At 62.3% G+C, this 22,100-nt stretch carries 21 protein-coding genes; 13 read left to right on the forward strand and 8 right to left on the reverse strand.

Annotated elements, in window-relative coordinates; genetic code table 11:
- Positions 1 to 66 precede the first annotated feature (66 nt).
- Both GQA94_RS06240 and GQA94_RS06245 read right to left on the reverse strand, forming a co-directional pair.
- On the reverse strand, positions 67 to 1,374 hold the full coding sequence (locus GQA94_RS06240; RefSeq protein WP_158187266.1) for a peptidylprolyl isomerase: 1,308 nt from the start codon (positions 1,372 to 1,374) through the stop codon (positions 67 to 69).
- Entirely contained in the window at positions 1,355 to 4,138 is a 2,784-nt protein-coding gene (locus tag GQA94_RS06245) for an LPS-assembly protein LptD (RefSeq protein WP_158187267.1), read from the reverse strand. Before GQA94_RS06245 ends, GQA94_RS06240 begins: the two co-directional genes overlap by 20 nt.
- A gap of 130 nt (positions 4,139 to 4,268) precedes the next feature.
- Between GQA94_RS06245 and GQA94_RS06250 the strand changes: the two genes are divergently transcribed.
- Genes GQA94_RS06250 through GQA94_RS06260 form a run of 3 tightly spaced genes read left to right on the forward strand, consistent with a single transcriptional unit; the run spans position 4,269 to position 6,727 of the window.
- Positions 4,269 to 5,291 (forward strand): aminoglycoside phosphotransferase family protein, encoded by a 1,023-nt coding sequence (locus GQA94_RS06250; RefSeq protein WP_158187268.1) that lies wholly within the window; start codon positions 4,269 to 4,271, stop codon positions 5,289 to 5,291.
- On the forward strand, positions 5,288 to 5,959 hold the full coding sequence (gene murU / locus GQA94_RS06255) for an N-acetylmuramate alpha-1-phosphate uridylyltransferase MurU (RefSeq protein WP_158187269.1): 672 nt from the start codon (positions 5,288 to 5,290) through the stop codon (positions 5,957 to 5,959). Before GQA94_RS06250 ends, murU begins: the two co-directional genes overlap by 4 nt.
- The gene (locus GQA94_RS06260) at positions 5,960 to 6,727 is read left to right on the forward strand and encodes a DnaJ domain-containing protein (protein ID WP_158187270.1); all 768 of its coding nucleotides are present in this window, start codon (positions 5,960 to 5,962) and stop codon (positions 6,725 to 6,727) included.
- Between the two features lie 37 nt (positions 6,728 to 6,764).
- Here the strand turns inward: GQA94_RS06260 and GQA94_RS06265 are convergent, their stop codons facing one another.
- On the reverse strand, positions 6,765 to 7,787 hold the full coding sequence (locus GQA94_RS06265; protein WP_158187271.1) for an alpha/beta hydrolase family protein: 1,023 nt from the start codon (positions 7,785 to 7,787) through the stop codon (positions 6,765 to 6,767).
- A 303-nt stretch (positions 7,788 to 8,090) separates the two neighbouring features.
- Here GQA94_RS06265 and gabT point away from each other — a divergent pair, with 303 nt between their 5' ends.
- The 7 genes from gabT (at position 8,091) to trpC (ending at position 14,984) form a co-directional block, all read left to right on the forward strand.
- Positions 8,091 to 9,371: a 4-aminobutyrate--2-oxoglutarate transaminase gene (gabT, locus tag GQA94_RS06270; protein ID WP_158187272.1), complete on the forward strand. Its 1,281-nt coding sequence runs from the start codon at positions 8,091 to 8,093 to the stop codon at positions 9,369 to 9,371.
- A gap of 101 nt (positions 9,372 to 9,472) precedes the next feature.
- Positions 9,473 to 10,147, forward strand: coding sequence for a ribulose-phosphate 3-epimerase (gene rpe, locus GQA94_RS06275; protein WP_158187273.1), 675 nt, complete (start codon positions 9,473 to 9,475; stop codon positions 10,145 to 10,147).
- Positions 10,144 to 10,845, forward strand: a complete 702-nt coding sequence (locus tag GQA94_RS06280; RefSeq protein WP_158187274.1) for a phosphoglycolate phosphatase — start codon at positions 10,144 to 10,146, stop codon at positions 10,843 to 10,845. Before rpe ends, GQA94_RS06280 begins: the two co-directional genes overlap by 4 nt.
- 182 nt (positions 10,846 to 11,027) lie before the next feature.
- Entirely contained in the window at positions 11,028 to 12,512 is a 1,485-nt protein-coding gene (trpE, locus tag GQA94_RS06285; RefSeq protein WP_158187275.1) for an anthranilate synthase component I, read from the forward strand.
- Positions 12,513 to 12,514: 2 nt separating this feature from the next.
- Positions 12,515 to 13,108 carry an aminodeoxychorismate/anthranilate synthase component II gene (locus GQA94_RS06290; protein WP_158187276.1) on the forward strand — a complete coding sequence of 198 codons (594 nt, stop codon included), beginning with the start codon at positions 12,515 to 12,517 and terminating at the stop codon, positions 13,106 to 13,108.
- Positions 13,108 to 14,154 (forward strand): anthranilate phosphoribosyltransferase, encoded by a 1,047-nt coding sequence (gene trpD, locus GQA94_RS06295; protein WP_158187277.1) that lies wholly within the window; start codon positions 13,108 to 13,110, stop codon positions 14,152 to 14,154. Before GQA94_RS06290 ends, trpD begins: the two co-directional genes overlap by 1 nt.
- Complete coding sequence (trpC, locus tag GQA94_RS06300) at positions 14,151 to 14,984, forward strand: indole-3-glycerol phosphate synthase TrpC (protein ID WP_158187278.1); 834 nt, start codon at positions 14,151 to 14,153, stop codon at positions 14,982 to 14,984. Before trpD ends, trpC begins: the two co-directional genes overlap by 4 nt.
- A 61-nt stretch (positions 14,985 to 15,045) precedes the next feature.
- Here the strand turns inward: trpC and crp are convergent, their stop codons facing one another.
- Positions 15,046 to 15,690, reverse strand: a complete 645-nt coding sequence (gene crp / locus GQA94_RS06305; protein ID WP_158187279.1) for a cAMP-activated global transcriptional regulator CRP — start codon at positions 15,688 to 15,690, stop codon at positions 15,046 to 15,048.
- 217 nt (positions 15,691 to 15,907) lie between these two features.
- Between crp and GQA94_RS06310 the strand changes: the two genes are divergently transcribed.
- Positions 15,908 to 16,330, forward strand: a complete 423-nt coding sequence (locus GQA94_RS06310) for an OsmC family protein (protein WP_158187280.1) — start codon at positions 15,908 to 15,910, stop codon at positions 16,328 to 16,330.
- A gap of 265 nt (positions 16,331 to 16,595) precedes the next feature.
- A complete protein-coding gene (speD, locus tag GQA94_RS06315; protein WP_158190047.1) occupies positions 16,596 to 17,390 on the forward strand; it encodes an adenosylmethionine decarboxylase in 795 nt (264 codons plus the stop codon).
- 54 nt (positions 17,391 to 17,444) lie between these two features.
- Here the strand turns inward: speD and coq7 are convergent, their stop codons facing one another.
- Together coq7 and GQA94_RS06325 are read right to left on the reverse strand one after the other, a co-directional pair.
- Complete coding sequence (gene coq7, locus GQA94_RS06320; RefSeq protein WP_158187281.1) at positions 17,445 to 18,092, reverse strand: 2-polyprenyl-3-methyl-6-methoxy-1,4-benzoquinone monooxygenase; 648 nt, start codon at positions 18,090 to 18,092, stop codon at positions 17,445 to 17,447.
- A 59-nt stretch (positions 18,093 to 18,151) separates the two neighbouring features.
- Positions 18,152 to 18,493 (reverse strand): histidine triad nucleotide-binding protein, encoded by a 342-nt coding sequence (locus tag GQA94_RS06325; protein WP_158187282.1) that lies wholly within the window; start codon positions 18,491 to 18,493, stop codon positions 18,152 to 18,154.
- A gap of 78 nt (positions 18,494 to 18,571) precedes the next feature.
- Between GQA94_RS06325 and GQA94_RS06330 the strand changes: the two genes are divergently transcribed.
- Positions 18,572 to 20,047 carry an AAA family ATPase gene (locus GQA94_RS06330; RefSeq protein ID WP_158187283.1) on the forward strand — a complete coding sequence of 492 codons (1,476 nt, stop codon included), beginning with the start codon at positions 18,572 to 18,574 and terminating at the stop codon, positions 20,045 to 20,047.
- Positions 20,048 to 20,074: 27 nt separating this feature from the next.
- On the opposite strand, the gene GQA94_RS06335 is transcribed toward GQA94_RS06330, so the two are convergent.
- Positions 20,075 to 21,010, reverse strand: coding sequence for a DUF805 domain-containing protein (locus GQA94_RS06335; RefSeq protein WP_158187284.1), 936 nt, complete (start codon positions 21,008 to 21,010; stop codon positions 20,075 to 20,077).
- Between the two features lie 112 nt (positions 21,011 to 21,122).
- Entirely contained in the window at positions 21,123 to 22,091 is a 969-nt protein-coding gene (locus GQA94_RS06340) for an NAD(P)H-dependent flavin oxidoreductase (protein WP_158187285.1), read from the reverse strand.
- Positions 22,092 to 22,100 lie beyond the last annotated feature (9 nt).

Raw genomic sequence — 22,100 nt, forward strand, 5'->3', positions numbered from 1 at the left:
AGAAAAAAAACGGGCCGGCCAAACTGGCAGGCCCGCTGATGGGGTACTACTTCGAGCGCGTCGGTATCAGATCTTGATCTCGACGTAGGCTTCGTCACGAATCTGGCGCAACCAGGCTTGCAGCTCTTCATCGTACTTACGGTTGCGCAGCAACGTGAGCGCCTGTTGCTCGCGAAATTCTTCGCTGGCGTCTGTCGCGCGGCGTCCGAGCACCTCAAGGATATGCCAGCCGTACGCCGTCTTGAATGCGTCGGACAACTGGCCGCTCGGGGTGTTGGCCATGACTTCACGGAACTCCGGAACCAGGGAGCTCGGATCGATCCAGTTCAGGTCGCCACCGTTGAGCGCCGAGCCCGGGTCCTCGGAGAAGTTCTTCGCCAGTTCGGAGAAGCTTTCGCCGGCCAGGATACGGTCGCGCAGGCGTTCGACCAGGCGGCGGCTTTCCTCATCGCTGCGAATCTGGCTCGGCTTGATCAGGATGTGGCGCACGTGGATCTCGTCGCGTACCTGAGTGTCGCCGCCGCGCTTGTCGAGGACCTTGAGCAGAATGAAACCGGGCGGCGTCCGGACCGGTTGGGTGAAATCCCCAACGTTCATCGTGCTGACTTCGGTGTCGAAGGGGGGGGGCAGTTGGGCCGCTTTACGCCAGCCCATGTCGCCGCCTTCCAGGGCGTTCTCGCTGGCTGAGCGTGACACCGCCAGTTGGGCGAAATCAGCACCCTTTTGCAGCTGTTCGTAAGTATCCCGTGCGGCTTGCTCGGCGGCCTGGAGGGTCGCCGAGTCGGCCGACTCCGGGACCGGAATCAGGATGTTCGCCAGCCGGTACTCTTCCGACAGTTGCAGCTTGCCTAGGTCGGAGGCGAGGAAATTCTCGACTTCCTGGTTCGAGACCTGGACCCGCTCGGCAATGCGGCGTTGGCGCACGCGGCTGATGACCATCTCTCTGCGGATCTGCTCGCGGGCGGTTTCCAGGCTCAGCCCGTCACGCTCAAGCGCGACGCGGAACTGGTCGAGGCTCATGTTGTTGCGCTGGGCGATGGTGGCCATGGCCTGGTTGAGTTCTTCGTCCGAGATACGGATGCCCGAGCGTTCGCCGATCTGCAGTTGGAGGTTCTCGGTGATCAGGCGTTCCAGTACCTGTTGTTGCATGACCTCCCGCGGCGGCATTTCGGCGCCGCGTTTCGCGATGGTCTGCTCGACCTCGCGAAGGCGCTGGTCCAACTGGCTTTGCATGATGACGTCGTTGTCGACAATGGCGACGATACGGTCGAGCGGGCGGACCTCGGCGCTGACCGAGGTGACCATGACGGTGTTGCCTAACAGCAGTGCACCCACCAGCAGTGGGCGCAGGTAATCAGAAAGCTTGGTCTTCACGTTCACGGTAACCTTGTATGCCTTCGTCGAGGAATGTCTCGGTCGTGCTGCCGAACACGCCGCCGAGTCCCTTGAGGACGATTTGCAGGAAGATGCCATTGTCTGGCTCGTCGTTCTGCGATGGGTTGAGACTGGTTTCGTCGTAGTCGATCCAGTAGCGGTTGATCACTCGCAGCTTCCAGCAGCAATTGTCGTATTCGAAGCCGCCGAAGGCTTCCAGCGTACGGTTGCGGCTGTAGTCATGCTGCCAGCGTGCGATCACGCTCCACTGCGGCACGATTGGCCAGATGGTGGAGATGTCGTGCTGATTGATCTTGTAGTAATCCTTGATGTACTCGGGCGTACCCGGCGTGCCGTAGTCGCCGCCATAGGTCCACAGGCCGGTCGCTTGATCGAAACGGACGGTGTCGTTGCGATAGCGGTAACCGATATTGACGATCTTGTTCGGATTGTCGGCCGGCTGGTAATGCCACATGGCGCTACCGGAACGGGTGCTGTGCGTGTCCGGGTCCCAGTTGAAGGTGGACGTGAAGCGCCAGTCCCGGTTGTAGCGGTACATATATTCCAGCGCGTAGGGCGAGACCGATGAGGTCGCGTTGGACCGCGTGCGGTAGTCGATGCCGCGCAGCTGGACCTTTCTATCCTCGAAGTAGAACGCCTGGCCGATGCTCAAGCGCTGACGCTCGAAGCCATTGGGTTCGATCCAGCGGTTGGTGACTCCGAGCGATACCTGGTTGGCGTCGCCGATACGGTCCCTGCCGGAAAAGCGGTTCTCGCGCCACAGGGACGAATAGCCGAAGGTGCTCTCGCCGGTATCGAAGATCGGGATGTCATCCTGCTCTTCCTCCGGCACGTACAGGTAGAACAGCCGGGGTTCGAGCGTCTGGCGATAGTCCTTGCCGAACCATTGGGTATCACGATCGAAATACAAACCGCTGTCGACGCTGAAGATCGGCACGCTGCGGTTCTGATTGCGATCGAAGGATTCGTAGGCAGCCAGCGAAGTCTGGCCGCGCGCGTCCAGATCCAGGTCGTACTGGGTATAGGCGTACTTCAATGATGGCTTGAGGAAGCCCCACGTCCAGTCGAGCGGCAGGCTGACGCCCGGCTCCAGGTGCAGACGCTCGCCTTCGGCGCGGGCGAGCCCAGTCAGGCGATCGTCATACCAGCGATGCTCGGGCAGGCCGGTGTTGCCATCCTCGTCGGTAAAAAACCCATTGCGCAAACTGCGCTGGAAACTGACGAACTCGGTGTTGTAGGCAAACCGCAAGCCGCCCGGCTGGAATGGCAGCGCACCATTGAGCGTGAGCTGCGGCAGGCGCTCGTACGGCGTGACGTCGGTAACCGTGGTGCGCTCGTAGGCATGCACATTCAACCGTGCGGTATAACTGTCGCCCCGATAGCTCAGCGTGCCTCGCTGGTCGAGATGATCCGGCTGGTCGATGCCCAGCTGGGTGTCCAGGTCCTGGAAGTAATAAGGGTCGCTGATATCGGTGTAATCGACCTCGGCCAGCCAGCGCGAGTCCAGCCCGGTCCGATGTTGCCAGCTGTACATCCAGCGCTGGTCTTCATACTCGGACTGCAGCTTGCGGTCGTCGTTGCTGTCGTCCAGGTAGGCGGCGCCGAACTGGCCTTCGCTGCTGCGGGTCAGGTAACGGAACTCACCTTCGAGCAACAGCCCGCGATCGCTCATGTAGTTCGGGTACAGCGTGGCGTCGAAATTCGGCGCCAGGTTGAAGTAGTACGGCGTAACCAGCGACAGGCCGGTGTCGCTCGACGAACCGATGCTGGGTGCGAGAAAGCCGGACTGCCGCCGATCATCGATCGGGAAGTGGATATAAGGTGTGTAGAACACCGGAATATCCTTGACCCGCAGCGTCACGTTGGTCGCCGAGCCAAAGCCGGTGGCGGGGTTCAGCGTGACGTTGTTGCCTTTCAGGTGCCAGGCATTGTCGCCCGGCTCGCAACTGGTGTAAGTGCCGTCCTTGAGCCGGATGATGGCGTTTTCCGTGCGCTTGGCGTACTGCGCGCTACCACGAATCTTGCCTTCATGGACTACGTATTCGGCATTTTCGACCTGGGCTTCACCGGTATCGAGGAAGAGTTCGGCACGATCGCCCACCATCAGGGCGCCACGATCACGCAAGCGGACGTTGCCTTTCAGTTCGCCGCGGTTCTCCAGTTGATACAGGCTGGCTTCGTCGGCCTCGGCCTGGATGCTGCCTTGGCGCAGGATCACGTCACCGGCCAGCGTCGCGACTTCCTGCTGCTGCTCGTAGCGTGTCGCTTTCGCCGAAACATAGGTCGGCGCGTCGCTCATCGGGGTGTCATCGAACCGACCCGGACGATTCGGTTCCACATAGGTACCGGTGCAGTAAGGTCCCGTCTCGGCCAGTTGAGCGTTGGTCAACTGGTCACGCGGCACCCAGTCCAGGTGACTGTAGTCGGCGCTGCGCGATGCCAGCGCGCGACCTTTGCTCTCGGTTACCAGCGTGGTCGTGGCGGCCTGCTGTTCGGCCTTGCCGGTTCGAGGTTGTGCGACGCTGGCGGTGTCGCTGGCCGCGCTGCCGCGATGGACGGGGCGCGGTGGCAGCTCGGGGCTGGCGGCATCGGATGCGCAGCTCCAGCCTCCATCGGCTCCGGGCTGGCAGGCGAACTGCTCGGCTCCGATCACTAGGGGAGTCGCTACCGGTTGCAATGCGAGCAGGCCGCCTGTAACCAGTAGAGGGAATTTCTTGCGAAAAGCGGGATATTTGACTGCCATCTTGTTTTTTGGGTCCGTGCTTGCGGCGAGCCATCGGCCGGGCTGGGCCGCACGCCTCTCGATGGGCTGAAAAAGATGCTGGATAATAAAGCATGACCCGCCTATCGGCTAGCGCCCTGGAGAGCACCATATGCCGCAACACGATCAACGCCTGCAGGACCTGAGCGCCTGGCTGGACCCCCAACTGAGCGCGCTTTTCGCGCGTCGCGGCTGGGGCGGGGTGCCCGAGGCGACACTGGTTCCGGCCAGCAGCGACGCCAGCTTCCGCCGCTATTTTCGCTGGGAGGCTCAGGGGCGCAGCTTCATCCTGATGGACGCACCGCCGCCGCAGGAAAACTGCCGCCCCTTCGTTGCCATCGCGGCCTTGCTGGCCGACGCGGGTGTCAACGTGCCACAAATCCTTGCCCAGGATCTGGAACGGGGCTTTCTGCTGCTGAGCGATCTGGGCCGGCAGACCTACCTTGACGTCATTGATCAGACCAATGCCGACGAGCTGTTCGCCGACGCCATCGAGGCCTTGCTCGCCTTCCAGGCTCGGCCTGTAGCCACGGCGCTGCCCAGCTATGATGAGGCGCTGCTACGCCGGGAATTGCAGCTGTTTCCCGACTGGTATGTGGAGCGCCATCTGGGGCATCGCTTCAGCGCGGCCGAGCGGGAAACCTGGGAACGTACATGCCGGCTGTTGATCGACTCGGCACTGGCGCAGCCCAGGGTGCTGGTGCATCGTGACTACATGCCACGCAACCTGATGATCAGTGAGCCGTACCCCGGTGTGCTGGATTTCCAGGATGCGGTCATCGGTCCGGTGACCTACGACATCACTTCGCTGTTCAAGGATGCCTTTGTCAGTTGGCCCGAGGCGCGGGTGCAGGGCTGGTTGCAGGGCTATTGGGAGGCCGCGCGAGCGGCAGGCATTGCGGTCCACGAGCGTTTCGATGCGTTCCAGCACGCCAGCGATCTGATGGGGCTGCAGCGCCACCTGAAGGTCATCGGCATATTTGCGCGTATCTGCCACCGCGACGGCAAACCCCGTTATCTGGCGGATGTGCCGCGCTTTTTCGCCTACATCGAGACCGTCACCGCACGCCGCCCCGAACTGGCTGAGCTGGCCGCATTGTTGCGCAGTCTTCCAACGGCCCAGGTGCAGCCATGAAGGCGATGATCCTCGCTGCCGGAAAGGGCGAGCGTCTGCGCCCGCTGACCTTGCACACGCCCAAACCCCTGGTGCGGGCAGGTGCGATGCCGCTGATCGAGTACCACGTACGGGCGCTGGCGCGTGCGGGCTTCACCGAGCTGGTGATCAACCATGCCTGGCTCGGCGAGCAGATCGAGGCGTACCTGGGCGAGGGCGGGCGGTTCGGCGTGCATATCCAGTATTCCGCCGAGGGCGAGCCGCTCGAGACTGGAGGCGGCATCCATCGGGCGCTGCCGCTGCTGGGCGAGCAACCGTTCGTGGTGGTCAATGGCGACATCTGGACCGACTACGACTTCGCCGCGCTGGCACAACCGCTCGCGGGGCTGGCGCATCTGGTGCTGGTGGACAACCCACCCCATCATCGTGGCGGTGACTTCACGCTCGAGCGCGGCAAGGTCAGCGAAGGCGGCGCGCAGGCAGCGACCTTCACCTACAGCGGAATTGCCGTACTGCATCCTCGGTTGTTCGCGCACTGCAACGGCGGTGCGTTCAAACTCGCGCCGCTGTTGCGTCAGGCCATGGCGACCGGCCAGGTCACCGGCGAGCATTTCGACGGGCGCTGGGTCGATGTCGGCACCCACGAGCGCCTGGCGGACGTCGAGCGCATCCTGGAGGCGCGACGCTGAATGTTCTGGCCCATTACATTTTTGGGTGCGCTGATCGGCTGGCTGATCGCAACGATTCCAGGCGCTCTGCTTGGCGCGCTCATCGGGCAGGTCCTCGATCGTCGCCTCGGGCTCGATTCCTGGGCTCGTCTGCGTGCACACATGGGCGGCAAGGCGCCGATGCAAGGCGAGGAGTTGCTGTTCTTTCTGCTCGGGCGGTTGGCCAAAAGCAGCGGGCGGATCAGCGAGGCGCATATCCAGGCCGCACGCAGGGAGATGCAGCGGTTGCAGTTGGGCCCGGCGGCCCAGCGGGCCGCCATCGATGCGTTCTACCGGGGCAAATCCAGCGGCGAGGGGTTGCGCGACCCGCTTCAGGGCCTGCGTGGGCGCCATGGCGAAGCCAAGGCGGTGCTCCAGGCCTGTTGGAGAATGGCGCGGGCGCAAGGGCAGATCGATGCGCGAGAGCATGAACTGGTCATGCTCTGGGGGCGGTGGATGGGCTGGGATTCAGCGGCCATCGCGGCGCTGGACCCGAATGGCGGGCGGCGGCAGGGCGCGCCGAGCAACCTGGGTGGCGCCTATGAGCAGGCCCTGCGGCTTCTCGGCGTGCGTGCCGACAGCGAGCCGCAGGCGATCAAGCGCGCCTATAGGCGACTGCTCAGCAAGCATCATCCGGACAAGCAGGCCGGTGCTGGCGCAACCCCGCTGCAGGTCCGCGAGGCCACCGAGCGAACCCGTGAGCTGCACAACGCCTACACCCTGATCCGTGAGCGTCGCGGTTTTCGCTGATGCCATGCGATGGCGCACCGGACCCGGCGCAAGGCTGCTAGAACTGTGGGTCGAGCCAGCCGCGAGCCCGGCGGAGCAACTGCTCCTGCTGCGTTTCGGTATCGCCGTTCAGCGGCTGCAGCCCAATCTGACGATACGCCGGATGTCTGTTTCGCCGGCTCGCATCGAGGCGCTCGCGAGCCGCTGAGCGCTGACTGGCGTCGTCCTTGTAGAAGAGGTCGCCTGTCGGGATATTGAGGCTCGGGAGCAGCCGTCCAAGCGGCTCGTCCTGGTCGTCGGGCTGGCGCGGCTGGATCACCAGCAGGTGCCGAACATCGGGCGGGGTCGACTGTTGAAGGTAGCGCGCGGCCCAATAGCCGCCGGTGCCCTGGCCGAGGAGCACGATGGCCGCCGGTTGCCTGCCGCGCGCGAAGTCGACGGCTGCCTGGATGCGCTGAGCGACCTGTTCTTCATGGCGGAGTTCCGGTTGCGCTGGCGCGGCCGGCTGTGCGTCAGTGTCTGTCTCGGTGCCGTCCAAGGCGGGCTCCCCGGCAGGTGCAGCGGTTTGTTCGGGAAGGTAGCCGGCCTCGCTTGGCACCTCGTCCGCGGCGGTTGCCTCGCCTTCGGCATCGGCCCGTTCGGTTGGGCGCTCCGTCGACTCGGCCGGGATGTCGGCGAGGATCAGCCGGCGCGAGTCCGGCAGGCTGAGGCTCAGCGTGTGCCAGCCGTGATCGGGCAGGCCGCGGCGTAATGGGCCGATGCCGCGCGGCCAGTCCGCGCTCTCGCCTTCTCCCGGCACAAGAATGACCAGGCCTTTGGGCGCGCCGACATTGGCCGGCCGCCACAGTGCGACAAAATCGTCGGCACCCGCCTTCAGGCTGACGAACTCATCGGCAGGCAACTGGCGCCGTAAGCTCGCGGCCGCGCTGTCGCTGCGCGATGGCAGCAAGGGCCGCTCGATCTGTGTCGGCTCCGGCGCGAGCTCAGGTGGCGCCGCTTCTTCTGCGGCGCCAGTCGTCAGTACCGTCAGGGCTGCGGGCAAAAGGGCCAGCAACCGCAGTGAAACGAGAAGACGAGGCATGGATACTCCTGGATGCCGGCACGCCAGCGCTGTCGAGGCGAGCCTGGAGAGCAGGCTCTGCACGCAGGCGCCGGTGATCTGATCGACGATGGCTGGACGGCGTTGCGGTGTCGGACGAGCCTCCAGCACCTTGTGAGTTTATCGGAAGGGCGGCCGGTAAATTGAGCGTGCAAAATAACGAACAGCGTTCTACTGTAATCCGAACGCCTTGGTGGGCGCGGCGGGCGATCATCTATGCCGCTGCGCTCGCGTCCCCGATGCCAGTTCGATCCGAGCCGACGATGAGCGGCTACTGAGGAGCTTATGAGCAAGACCAACGAATCCCTGATGCAACGCCGTGTCGCTGCCGTTCCCCGTGGAGTCGGTCAGATTCATCCGATCTTTGCCGACCATGCGACCAACTGCAGTGTCGTCGATGTCGAGGGGCGCGAGTTCATCGACTTCGCCGGCGGTATCGCCGTGCTGAACACCGGTCACCTGCATCCGAAGATCATCCGGGCAGTGGAGGCACAGCTGCACAAGCTGACCCATACCTGCTTTCAGGTGCTGGCCTACGAGCCCTACGTCGAGTTGTGCGAGAAGATCAACGCGCGTGTCCCGGGTGATTTCGCCAAGAAAACCCTGCTGGTCACCACGGGCTCCGAAGCGGTGGAGAACGCCGTGAAAATTGCCCGCGCGGCGACCGGCCGCGCCGGGGTGATCGCGTTCACGGGGGCCTATCACGGGCGCACCATGATGACGCTCGGCCTGACCGGCAAGGTCGCGCCTTACTCGACGGGAATGGGGCTGATGCCGGGGGGCATCTTCCGCGCGCTGTATCCTTGCGCCATCCATGGGGTCAGCGTGGATGAGTCGATCGAAAGCATTGAACGCATCTTCAAGAACGACGCCGAGCCGCGCGACATCGCTGCGATCATCATCGAGCCGGTGCAGGGCGAAGGGGGGTTCAATGTTGCGCCGAAGGCGTTCATGGTCCGCCTGCGGGCGCTCTGCGATCAGCACGGCATCCTGCTGATCGCCGACGAGGTTCAGACTGGCGCTGGACGCACCGGCACGTTTTTCGCGATGGAGCAGATGGGCGCGGTGGCCGACCTCACCACGTTCGCCAAGTCCGTTGGCGGCGGTTTCCCGATTGCAGGCGTCTGCGGCAAGGCCGAAATCATGGACGCCATCGCGCCGGGCGGTCTCGGCGGTACCTATGCCGGTAATCCGCTGTCCTGCGCTGCGGCGCTGGCGGTCATGGATATCTTCGAAGAGGAGAAGCTGCTGGATCGTTGCAGGGCGGTAGGGCAGAAGCTCACCGCCGGGCTCGAAGCCATCCAGGCGCGTCATAAGGAAATCGCCGATGTGCGTGGCTTGGGCGCGATGGTCGCCATCGAGCTGTTCGAGGACGGCGATCGTGCGCGTCCAGCGGCGGCGCTGACCGCGCAACTGGTGTCGCGAGCGCGGGACAAGGGCCTGATCCTGTTGTCGTGCGGTACGTACTACAACGTACTGCGGGTGCTGGTGCCGCTGACGGTCGAAGACGCGCTGCTCGAGCGCGGCCTGGCGATCATCGCCGAGTGCTTCGAAGAACTCACCTGACCTACGCGGCGTGCTGGCCCCGGCAATGGATGTCAGGCGCGCCGCAAGGTCGACCCCTCGGGTACAATGCGGCGCATTCTGCCGTGCTACCCGAGGTCGTCATGCTGCCGTTTGCCATCGCCCCCTCCATCCTGTCAGCCAATTTCGCTCGCTTGGGCGATGAAGTGGACAACGTACTCGCCGCCGGCGCGGACATCGTTCACTTCGATGTGATGGACAACCACTACGTACCCAATCTGACGATCGGCCCGATGGTCTGTTCGGCGCTGCGCAAGCATGGCGTCACCGCACCCATCGACGTGCACCTGATGGTCAAGCCGGTGGATCGCATGATCGGCGACTTCCTCGAGGCGGGCGCCAGCTATATCACCTTCCACCCGGAAGCCTCCGAGCATATCGACCGCTCCCTACAACTGATCAAGGACGGCGGCGCCAAGGCGGGTCTGGTGTTCAACCCGGCCACCCCGCTGGATGTGCTCAAGTACGTCATGGACAAGATCGACATGGTCCTGCTGATGAGCGTCAACCCCGGTTTCGGCGGGCAGAAGTTCATCCCGGGTACGCTGGACAAACTGCGCGAAGCGCGCGCGCTGATCGACGCCAGCGGGCGGGAAATCCGCCTGGAGATCGATGGCGGCGTCAATCCGGGCAACATTCGCGAGATTGCCGCGGCGGGCGCGGACACCTTTGTCGCCGGATCGGCCATTTTCAATCAGCCGGACTACAAGGCTGTGATCGACCAGATGCGCGCCGAACTGGCGCTGGCCCGTCCATGACGCCTCTGGAGCAGCTGTTCGACGGCACGTTGCCACGGCTTGTAATGTTCGACCTCGACGGCACACTGATGGACTCAGTGCCGGACCTCGCCGCGGCGGTGGACAAGATGCTGATGCTGCTTGGGCGCGAGCCGGCGGGTGTGGCGCGGGTACGTGACTGGGTCGGCAACGGCTCGCGCGTACTGGTGCGCCGTGCGCTGGCAGGCGGCATGCAGCACGACGGCGTGAAGGATGAGCTGGCCGATGAAGCGTTGGCGCTGTTCATGCAGGCCTATTCAGGGGGTCATGGCCTGACCACTGTCTACCCAGGCGTGCGCGACTGCCTGGACTGGCTGCGCGAACGCGAGGTGAAGCTTGCGATCATCACCAACAAGCCTTCACAGTTCATCGAACCGCTGCTCGATGAAAAGGGCCTTGCCGGCTATTTTCATTGGCTGGTCGGCGGCGACACGCTGGCACAGCAAAAGCCTGACCCGGCCGCTTTGTTCTGGGTCATCGAGCAGGCGGGCGTCACCCCGCGCGAATCGCTGTTCGTCGGTGACTCGCGCAACGATGTGCGTGCCGCTCGCGCGGCAGGGGTGCCCTGCGTAGCGCTCAGCTATGGTTACAACCATGGCGAGCCCATCACCGATGAACAGCCGGCACTGGTGCTCGACGACCTGCGCAAGTTGGTTGCTTCGCCCACGGGGCTGCGCTAGTGTGGCTTTACTTCGCAAACCCCCGCAGACGAGATCAGATCGTGGTGGTCACCCGCAAACAATGGATGAATGTCATCAAGGCCCTGGCCCGTTGGCGCTGGCGCGCCTGATATTCCCTGCCGGTTCGACCGGTACGTTTGCTGTACATGACCCTAGTAGCTCCCTCCGACCACGAGGCTGACATGACCCGCGAAGAATTCCTGCGCTTGGCCGCCGAAGGCCACAACCGCATCCCCCTCTCGTTCGAAACCATTGCCGATTTCGACACGCCGCTGACGCTGTACCTCAAGCTTGCCGACGCGCCCAACTCCTATCTGCTCGAATCCGTGCAGGGCGGCGAAAAATGGGGCCGCTATTCCATCATCGGACTGCCGTGTCGCACCGTCCTGCGGGTGCACGATCATCACATCAGCGTGAGCACCGATGGCATCGAGACCGAACACCTGGAGGTCGAGGACCCGCTCACCTTCGTCGAAGCCTTCCAGCAGCGTTACCGCGTGGCGCCGGTCGACGGCCTGCCGCGTTTCAACGGCGGCCTGGTGGGCTACTTCGGTTACGACAGCGTGCGCTATGTAGAGCGCAAGCTGGCGACCTGCCCGAACCCCGACCCGTTGGGAACGCCGGACATCCTGCTGATGGTGTCCGACGCGGTGGTGGTGTTCGACAACCTTGCCGGCAAGCTGCACTGCATCGTGCTGGTCGACCCCTCGCAGGAAGGCGCATATGAGGCGGGGCTGCAGACATTGCAGACGTTGCGCGACAAGCTTCGGCGCCCGATCACGCCACGCCTGGGCCTGGATTTCGAGCGTAGCGGTGGCGCGGAGCCCGCGTTTCGCTCGAGCTTCACTCATGAGGACTATGAAGCCGCGGTCAACCGCATCAAGGACTACATCCTGGCTGGCGACTGCATGCAGGTGGTGATCTCCCAGCGCATGTCGATTCCTTTCAAGGCTGCGCCGATCGATCTCTATCGTGCGCTGCGCTGCTTCAACCCGACGCCTTACATGTACTTCTTCAACTTCGGTGATTTCCACGTGGTGGGTTCGTCGCCGGAAGTGCTGGTGCGTGTCGAGGAGGGCCTGGTCACGGTCCGGCCAATCGCCGGCACGCGCCCGCGCGGTGCCAATGAAGACGCCGACCTCGCCCTGGAACAGGACCTGCTGAGCGATGCCAAGGAACTGGCCGAGCACCTGATGCTGATCGACCTCGGCCGCAACGATGTCGGTCGTGTAGCGGACAACGGCTCGGTACGGCTCACTGAAAAGATGGTCATCGAGCGCTATTCCAATGTCATGCATATCGTTTCCAACGTCACCGGGCAGCTCAAGGCGCCATTGACGGCGATGGATGCCCTGCGCGCGATCCTGCCCGCCGGCACCTTGTCCGGCGCGCCGAAGATTCGTGCCATGGAGATCATCGACGAGCTGGAGCCGGTCAAGCGCGGTGTCTACGGCGGCGCCGTCGGCTATCTGGCCTGGAACGGCAACATGGACACCGCCATTGCCATCCGAACCGCGGTGATCAAGGACGGCGAGTTGCACGTGCAGGCGGGTGCCGGCATCGTCGCGGACTCGCAACCGGCGCTGGAATGGGAAGAAACGCTGAACAAGCGTCGCGCAATGTTCCGCGCGGTGGCTCTGGCCGAACACGACCCGCAGGAGAACTGATCATGTTGCTGATGCTCGATAACTACGATTCCTTCACCTACAACGTGGTGCAGTACCTGGGCGAGCTTGGCGCGGACGTCAAAGTCGTGCGCAACGATGAGTTGAGTGTGGACGAAATCGAAGCCATGAAGCCCGAGCGTATCGTCGTCTCGCCGGGCCCCTGCACGCCGAACGAGGCGGGCATCTCTCTGGAGCTGATCCATCATTTCGCCGGCAAGCTACCGATTCTCGGTGTCTGTCTGGGCCACCAGAGCATCGGCCAGGCGTTCGGCGGCGATGTCGTGCGTGCGCGGCAGGTCATGCACGGCAAGACGAGCCCGGTGTATCACGAGAATGCCGGGGTGTTCGATGGGCTGAACAACCCCTTGACGGTCACCCGCTACCATTCACTGGTGGTCAAGGCGGACACGCTTCCCGCCTGTCTTGAGGTCACCGCCTGGACGCAGGCCGATGACGGCAGCATCGGTGAGATCATGGGCCTGCGGCACAAGACGTTGAACGTCGAGGGCGTGCAGTTCCATCCTGAATCGATACTCACCGAGCAGGGACATGAGCTGTTCGCCAATTTTCTGAAGCAAACCGGAGGCGTGCGCTGATGGATATCAAGGAAGCCCTGAGTCGCATCGTCGGCCAACTCGACCTGACTACCGAAGAAATGAAAGCGGTCATGCGCCAGATCATGACCGGTCAGTGCAGCGATGCGCAGATCGGCGCGTTCCTCATGGGGATGCGCATGAAGAGCGAGACCATCGACGAAATCGTCGGGGCCGTGCAAGTGATGCGCGAACTTGCCGAGCCCGTGCATTTCGATACCCACCGACTGGTGGATACCTGCGGCACCGGTGGCGACGGCATGAACATCTTCAACGTCTCCACAGCCGCTGCGTTCGTGGTTGCGGCTGCGGGTGGAAAGGTAGCCAAGCATGGCAACCGTGCGGTCTCGGGCAAGAGCGGCAGCGCCGATCTGCTCGAGGCGGCCGGGGTTTACCTGGACCTGACGCCCGAGCAGGTGGCGCGCAGCGTCGATGCCGTCGGGGTTGGCTTCATGTTCGCGCCGGCCCACCATGGCGCGATGAAATACGCCGCAGGGCCACGCCGCGAGCTCGGGCTGCGTACGCTGTTCAATATTCTCGGACCAATGTCCAATCCCGCCGGGGTGAAGCATCAGGTGCTTGGCGTGTTCAGCAAGGAGCTCTGCCGACCGATGGCTGAGGTGCTCGCGCGGCTGGGTAGCAAGCATGTGCTGGTGGTACACGCGCAGGACGGGCTGGATGAAATAAGCCTGGCGGCGCCCACCTATGTGGCCGAGCTGAACGACGGCGAGATCAGTGAATACCGCGTTCAGCCGGAGGATTTCGGGATCAAGAGCCAGAGCCTGATCGGTCTCAACGTCGATGATGCGCAGGGCTCGCTGGTCTTGATCCGGGACGCCCTGGGTCGTCGCAAGACCGAAAACGGCCAGAAGGCCGCCGATATGATCGTACTCAATGCGGGTGCTGCGCTTTACGCGGCTGACGTGGCGAGCAGTTTGAAGCAGGGCGTTGAAATCGCCCATGATGCGCTCCACACCGGTCTGGCGCGGGACAAGTTCGACGAGTTGGTTTCCTTTACCGTGGTGTTCAAGCAGGAGAGTTCACGATGAGCGTACCGACGGTTCTGGAGAAGATCATCACGCGCAAGCGCGAAGAAGTGACAGAGCGACGTGCACGTCTTGGCTTGGCCGAACTCGAACGGCTGGCGGCTGCGGCAGACCCTGTCCGTGGTTTCGCGCAGCGTCTGCAGGAGCAGGTGAGCAACAAACAGCCAGCTGTCATCGCCGAGGTCAAGAAAGCTTCGCCAAGCAAGGGTGTGCTGCGTGAGGTGTTCGTGCCTGCCGACATCGCGAAAAGCTACGAGGCGGGCGGCGCGACCTGCTTGTCGGTACTGACCGACATCGATTTCTTCCAGGGCGCCGACGAGTATCTGAAGCAGGCGCGCGCGGCCTGCACGCTGCCTGTGATTCGCAAGGACTTCATGGTCGACCCCTATCAGGTTGTCGAGGCGAGGGCGCTGGGTGCCGATTGCATTCTGTTGATCGTCGCGGCGCTGGACGATGCGCAACTGGCCGAGCTGGCCGATGTGGCAAGGGAGCAGGGGCTCGACGTGCTGGTGGAAGTCCATGATGGGGCGGAGCTGGAGCGCGCCCTACGACTAGAGACGCCACTGCTGGGAATCAACAACCGTAACCTGCACACGTTCGAGCTCAGCCTGGAAACCACCCTTGACCTGCTGCCGCGGATTCCGCGTGACCGGCTGGTGGTAACCGAGAGCGGAATACTCCATCGCGCCGATGTCGAGCTGATGGAAATCAACGAGGTATATGCGTTCCTGGTCGGCGAAGCCTTCATGCGCGCCGAGCAACCCGGTGTCGAACTGCAGCGCTTGTTTTTTCCGGGGCGCGCCCGACCGCGGTTGGCTGGTGAGCCGGACTGATCCGATGACGATTGAAAAAGCCGGCCATGTTGCCGGCTTTTTCAATCGATGGGTTCGCTGCTCAGCGAGTCCCGAACACCACCATGGTCTTGCCCTTCACATGGACCAGCCCCTGGGACTCGAGGCTCTTGAGTACACGTCCGACCATTTCTCGTGAGCATCCGACGATGCGGCCGATTTCCTGACGGGTGATCTTGATCTGCATGCCATCCGGGTGGGTCATCGCATCCGGTTGCTTGCACAGGTCGAGCAGGGTGCGGGCTACCCGACCGGTCACGTCGAGAAATGCCAGGTCGCCGACCTTGCGGGTCGTGTTGCGCAAACGTTCGGCCATCTGGCTGCCGAGCGCATACAGGATGTCAGGGTCCTGCTGCGTCAGTTCGCGGAACTTCGCGTAGCTCAGTTCAGCGACCTCGCATTCGGTTTTGGCGCGGACCCAGGCGCTGCGCTCTTTCTCCGAGCCTTCCTTTTCAAACAACCCCATCTCGCCGAAGAAGTCTCCGGAATTGAGGTAGGCGATGATCATTTCACGACCGTCATCATCCTCGATCAGGATGGTGACCGAGCCTTTGACGATGAAGAAAAGCGTTTCGCACCGATCGCCCGCGTAGATGATCGTGCTTTTGGCGGTATAGCGCCGACGGTGACAATGAGCGAGTAATTTGTCGATGTTCTTAATCTTGGGCGTGAGTGTAAGAGCGACCATGCTGTAGTCCCGGAAGATGTGTCCAATAGAAGGCAGTTCTTATTATGTACGACTGAGTTCTGTAATCAGGCCGACGGAGCTTAACAGACCGGTTCGTATCGACAACAAAACTGCGGCACGAATATCAATTTCAAACCATTCATTTCGTCGGATTAAGCGCCTCTGTCACACGCGATGGTCATGCTAAGCTTCGCTCCTTTTTAACCGGAGTCTCTCGATGAAAGCGCGCATTCAGTGGGCTGGCGAAGCGATGTTTCTAGGCGAGTCTGGCAGTGGCCACGTCGTGGTCATGGATGGCCCCCCTGAAAACGGCGGGCGCAATCTCGGTGTTCGTCCGATGGAGATGCTCCTGCTGGGCCTCGGTGGCTGCAGCAATTTCGATGTGGTGAGCATTCTCAAGAAGTCCCGGCAGGCGGTTGAGAGTTGCGAAGCCTTCCTGGAGGCAGAGCGCGCCGAGGAAGACCCGAAGGTGTTCACCAGAATCCATCTGCGTTTCGTCGTCAAGGGGCGCGCGCTGAAGGAAGCCCAGGTCAAGCGAGCTGTCGAGCTGTCGGCCGAGAAGTACTGCTCCGCATCGATCATGCTGGGGCGGGCTGGCGTTGAGATCACCCACGAGTACGAGATTGTCGAACTGGGTTGATCGGTTCGGCTGAGGCCGCAAGGCTCTACGGCGAGGGACAGAGCCCGATGCCGATGTCGTGCCATCTGATTAGCGCGCGCGGGCACTGGAACCGCGCGCTATCAATCTGCATAATGCGCGCCCCGTTTTTAACGGGGCCGTCTCGTTAGAACAGCACAGCCACGGTCGCAAATGCGAAGAGGTGTATACGGTCCTACGCAGGTACAGGGTACCTGACGGGCACGCTCAATCACGCGGTGAGCCGCATCAAAGAGAGTTTCCAATGGTGAAAAGCAAACTCAAGCTCCACGGGTTCAACAACCTGACGAAGTCCTTGAGCTTCAATATCTACGACATCTGCTATGCCGAAACCCAGGAAGATCAGCAGGCGTACGTAGCGTACATCGACGAAGAGTATGACGCGGAGCGTCTGACCCAGATTCTGACCGATGTCGTGGATATCATTGGTGCGAATATTCTCAATATTGCGCGGCAGGATTACGAACCGCAGGGCGCGAGCGTCACCATCCTGATCTCGGAACAGCCGGTTACACCGACCGACAGTCAGATCGAAGAGTCGCCCGGCCCGCTCCCAGACACTATCCTGGCGCATCTGGACAAGAGTCACATCACGGTTCATACCTATCCCGAGATCCATCCGGTGGACGGTATCGCAACGTTCCGCGTGGATATCGATGTTTCGACCTGCGGCGTCATCTCACCGCTGAAGGCGCTCAACTATCTGATTCATCAGTTCGATTCGGATATCGTCACCGTCGATTATCGAGTGCGCGGCTTCACGCGTGACGTGGAAGGCAAGAAGCATTTCATCGACCACGAGATCAACTCCATCCAGAACTACCTCTCCGAGGACACGCGTTCGGCCTATCAGATGACCGACGTTAACGTTTATCAGGAGAATCTGTTCCACACCAAGATGCTGTTGAAAGAGTTCGAACTGGAGAACTACCTGTTCGGTGACGCCACCAGCAACCTCTCCGCTCAACAACGCGAGCAGGTGGAAGAGCGCCTGCGGCACGAGATGCTGGAAATCTTCTACGCCCGCAATATGCCGGGCTGAACGCGACGCAAACAAAAAGGGCGCCTGACAGGCGCCCTTTTTTGCAGATGATGATCAGATGCGGTAAGTCGTCTTGGTCATCACCTTGGCCATCAGGCTCATGCCGAACTTGATCGGCGCCGGGAAGCGCAAGCCGCCGGCATCGAGGGCTGCGGTCGAGTGCTGCGCCTCGTCCGAACGCATCTGTTCCAGAATGGCTCGGGTCTTTTCGTCGCTTGCCGGAATCTGTTCCAGATGGTCATCGAGGTGTTTGCACACCTGATCTTCGGTTGCGGCAACGAAACCCAGGCTTATCCGGTCGCTGATCAGGCCAGCGGAGGCCCCGATACCAAACGACAATCCGTAAAAGAGTGGATTGAGCACGCTGGTGTGGCTGCCCAGTTGGTGAATGCGCTGCTCGCACCAGGCCAGATGGTCGATTTCTTCATCGGCGGCGCGTTCCATCGCTTCGCGCACCCTGGGCAGACGTGCCGTCAGCGCCTGTCCTTGATACAACGCCTGCGCGCAGACCTCACCGGTATGATTGATACGCATCAAGCCGGCAACGTGACGTGCTTCGCTGTCGCTCAGTTCGGTCTCGTTCTTCAATACCGCGGGCGTCGGTCGATGAGGCTGGCCGCTGAAAGGTAACAGTGTTCTTAACGCGGCGTCGGCCTGCATCAGCAGGCGGTCGGCCGGGGAATATTCGCGTTGGTTGGGCATGTCGCCTCCACGTGGTTCGGAGCAGCCGTGGGCAGATCTGAGAGGTCGGGTGGGTATGATCAGCCCGGCGGCCAATGCATCTGGCGCTGGCCGAGCACATGCATGTGTATGTGATAGACCGTCTGGCCGCCCAGGTCGTTGCAGTTCATCACCACGCGAAAGCCCTCCTGGCAGCCTTGTGTCTCGGCGAGCCGCTGGGCCGTGAACAGAACGTGGCCGGCGAGCGCCTTGTCGTCTTCCTCGCTCAGGTCGTGCAGGGTCGCGATGTGCTTCTTGGGAATGACCAGGAAATGCACCGGCGCCTGAGGCGCGATGTCATTGAAGGCAATGACCTGATCGTCTTCATAAATCTTGTGTGCGGGGATATCCCCAGCCACGATCTTGCAGAACAGACAATCCATGGCGTTTCTCCAGCATTGGAACGATCAGGCAGTGTAACAGGCCGTTTCGAGGCTGGTCAGCCTGTAAGGGAATAGCGAATGAAGAACGATATCCATGATCTGGTACTGGTGCTCGAATCGAGGTTGCGCTTGGTGGTGATCGAGTCCTGGGATGAGCGTCGCGTGTTGGAAACCCTGAGCGGACTGGCCATCAACCGCGGCCTGCGTCTTCAGGTGTGGTCCGCCACCGAAGGACTCAGGCATCTGGCGTTCGGCGGCGAGGCGCTGGACGAAGGAGAAAGCTGCTCGGCCGAGGTCGCGTTGAAGCGGGTCAAGCATGACCCGCTTGGCAACCTCTATGTGTTTTGCGATCTGCATCCTTTTCTCGAGGATCCGCGTCTGGTCCGGTTGTTGAAAGAAATCGCAATGGCGCAAGGGGCCGGCGCCCCAACGCTGGTGCTGGTCTCCCACGCATTGAAACTGCCGCCGGAGGTACAGCGGTATGCCGCGCGGTTCAGCCTGACACTCCCTTGCGAAGAAGAGTTGTTGAGTATCGTGCGCGAAGAAGCGACCCGGTGGAGTGAGCGTAACCGCGGCGCCCGCGTGCGTACCGACAATCGCACGCTGCAGCAGGTGGTGAAGAATCTGCGTGGCCTCAGCCATGCCGAGGCGCGTAGCCTTGCGCATAGCCTGATCTGCGACGACGGGGCGATCACCCAGGACGATCTCCCTGAGCTCAATCGCAAGAAGTTCGAGCTGCTGGACATGGAGGGCGTACTCGGTTTCGAGTACGAAACGGCGCGTTTCGCCGACGTTGGTGGCCTGCATAATTTCAAGCGCTGGTTGGGCGAGCGGCAAGCCGCCTTTCTTGGCCGGAGCCGATCGGACGTACCGCGGGGCGTGATGCTCGTGGGCGTGCAGGGAGGCGGCAAGAGCATGGCGGCCAAGGCAGTGGCAGGACTCTGGGGGCTGCCGTTGCTGCGCCTGGATTTTGCCTGCTTGTACAACAAGTTCTTCGGAGAGACCGAGCGCAACCTGCGAGAAGCGCTGAAATTGGCCGAACAGATGGCGCCTTGCGTGCTGTGGATGGACGAGCTGGAGAAGGGGCTCGCCACCGGCGAAATGGATGGCGGCGTCAGCCAGCGAGTGCTGGGTACCTTGTTGACCTGGATGGCCGAGCGTGACGCACCGGTCTTCATGGTGGCTACGGCGAATGCTGTGGATCGCCTGCCGCCGGAGCTGTTGCGCAAGGGGCGCTTCGACGAGGTGTTTTTCGTCGACCTGCCCGACGAGTCGACCCGCGCGGATATCTTGCGTATTCATCTGGCCCGGCGTGAGCTGAACGTCGATGGCTTCGATCTGCCAGCGCTGGCCGATGCCTGCGATGGCTTCTCCGGCGCGGAGATCGAGCAGGTGGTGGTCTCGGCGGTCTACGCGGGACAAGCACAGGCGCGAGAGCCGGACCAGGCGATGCTGCTCGATTGCATCAGGGCGACGTCACCACTTTCGGTGGTGATGGCCGAACGGTTGGAGGCCTTGCGTGGCTGGGCTACTGGCCGAACGGTACTGGCCTGATCGGAGCGGGCCGGGAGACCGGTCTGGTCATCCGCGCTGCCAATAGGCCGGCAGCGCAATGGCGGCGACGATCCCGAGTATGGGCACGAGCAGCCAGAGTGCCGCAAGCACTTTCACGGCCCGGCTGTTTGGCGGTTGCGGCGGGCCGAAACGATTCGAGCCATCGTTGCCCGGCATCAGCACCAACGCGAGCGCAAAGAGATTGCCGACTATCGGTATCAGGTTAAGCAGCATGAGCCAGCCGGACCAGCCGATATCATGAAGACGCTGCACACCGATCTGCAGGCAGACGAACAGCACGCCCAGGCAGAGAATACCTGTGAGAATCCACCCGAGCGTCGCGGAAATGGCGAAGACCATGCTGGAAATGATGAACAATCCGAGCGCGGCTGCTATGAGGACCATACTCCACGCCAGGTAGCGCAGGCGTCCGATCCGGCCGTGTAGGGTGAACACCCTGAGCTCGCCGTACTCGCTTGTCGGCTCGTCGACGGGCACACGTGGTGGGGCGTATGGCTGTGCGCTACCCGGGCTGACGTCCGGAGTGGACGCCTGGGCTTGCAGCGCCTGCCTTGCCAGGTACTTCTGAATGACAATGCCGCAACCGTCGCATTGAATAGCGACCGGCTGGCAATGCCCGCACTTGGGGCATTCCATCTGTTCGGTGGCCGCAGACGCCTCCGAGGATTCGGTCGTATCGTCCACAAGGCTCAACGTGATGCCCTTGGTCGCTTCGGGTTCCTTGCGCGCTTGCGCGCCGGCACGCTGCAAGGCCTGTAGATATCGATCGGCTTCCAGCGCGCTCAGCTCGCGCTTGATATTGACCGGGCCGCGACCGAACAGTCGATCGACTTTATCGGCATCGCTCTTGAACAGTCTGGCCAGGTTGCTCCTGACTGCCTCATGCGACATTCCCGGTACGAGCTCGCCATCGAAGACGATTCTGTATTGGTCGGCGCTCATACACGTCCTTGTTGCGGGGTATTCGCTAAAGCCTAAAGCGCTGCCGTACCGCCAACAAGTTACAGCCGAGCGCTTCGCGCGAGCGTGGTGCGAAATGGGATGCGCGTCACGGTTACCGTTGCCAGCGTTGCGAGAGCTGCACGGCTTGGCCGCAGGCTGCCTGGTATTCGCGATCCAGACGGGCGATCAGTTCCTCTGCGCTCGGCAGGTCACGTATCTCGCCCACACCCTGACCAGCGGACCAGACGGTCTTCCACGCCTTGGCCTCGTCACTGACCGGCTTGAGTTTTTCGGCGTAGTTCATTTCTCCCTTGCCGTTCAGGCGCGTTTCGTCGTAGCCGGCCTGTTGCAGGCTCTGGCGCAGGAAGCTAGCCGGCACGCCTGACACCGCGGCGGTGTGGACGATATCCGCCGCATGGGCTTGCAGCAGCATCTGCTTGTACTCGTCCGAGGCCTGGCTTTCGCGCGTGGCAATGAAACGTGTTCCCATATAGGCAAGATCCGCACCCAGCAGCTGCGCTGCAAGTATTTCGTGCCCATGGTTGAGGCAACCCGATAGCAGCAGTGTCTTGTCGAAGAACTGACGGATCTCGGCAATCAGCGCAAACGGACTCCAGGTTCCGGCGTGACCGCCGGCGCCGGCGGCCACTGCGATCAAACCGTCGACACCGGCTTCGGCGGCCTTCTCCGCATGCCGGCGCGTGGTGACGTCGTGGAAGACCAGGCCACCATAGCCATGCACGGCGTCCACCACCTCCTTCACGGCACCGAGACTGGTGATGACGATCGGCACCTGCTGTTCCACGCAAATTGCAAGATCCGCCTGCACGCGAGGATTACTGTGGTGCACGATCAGGTTGACGGCGTATGGCGCGGCGTCGTGAATGCCTGACAACTGCTCGCCGATCTCCAGCAGCCAGTCCCGGAACCCGCTGCTTTCCCGCTGATTGAGTGCCGGGAAACTGCCTACGACGCCGCTGCGGCAACACGCGGTCACGAGCGCCGGGTTGGATACCAGAAACATCGGCGCGGCGATAAGAGGAAGGCGCAGGCGTTGTTCGAGGAGCGCTGGAAGCGACATGGCAGATTC

Origin of the sequence: Stutzerimonas stutzeri (genome assembly GCF_009789555.1) — a bacterium.
Taxonomy (GTDB): domain Bacteria; phylum Pseudomonadota; class Gammaproteobacteria; order Pseudomonadales; family Pseudomonadaceae; genus Stutzerimonas; species Stutzerimonas stutzeri_R.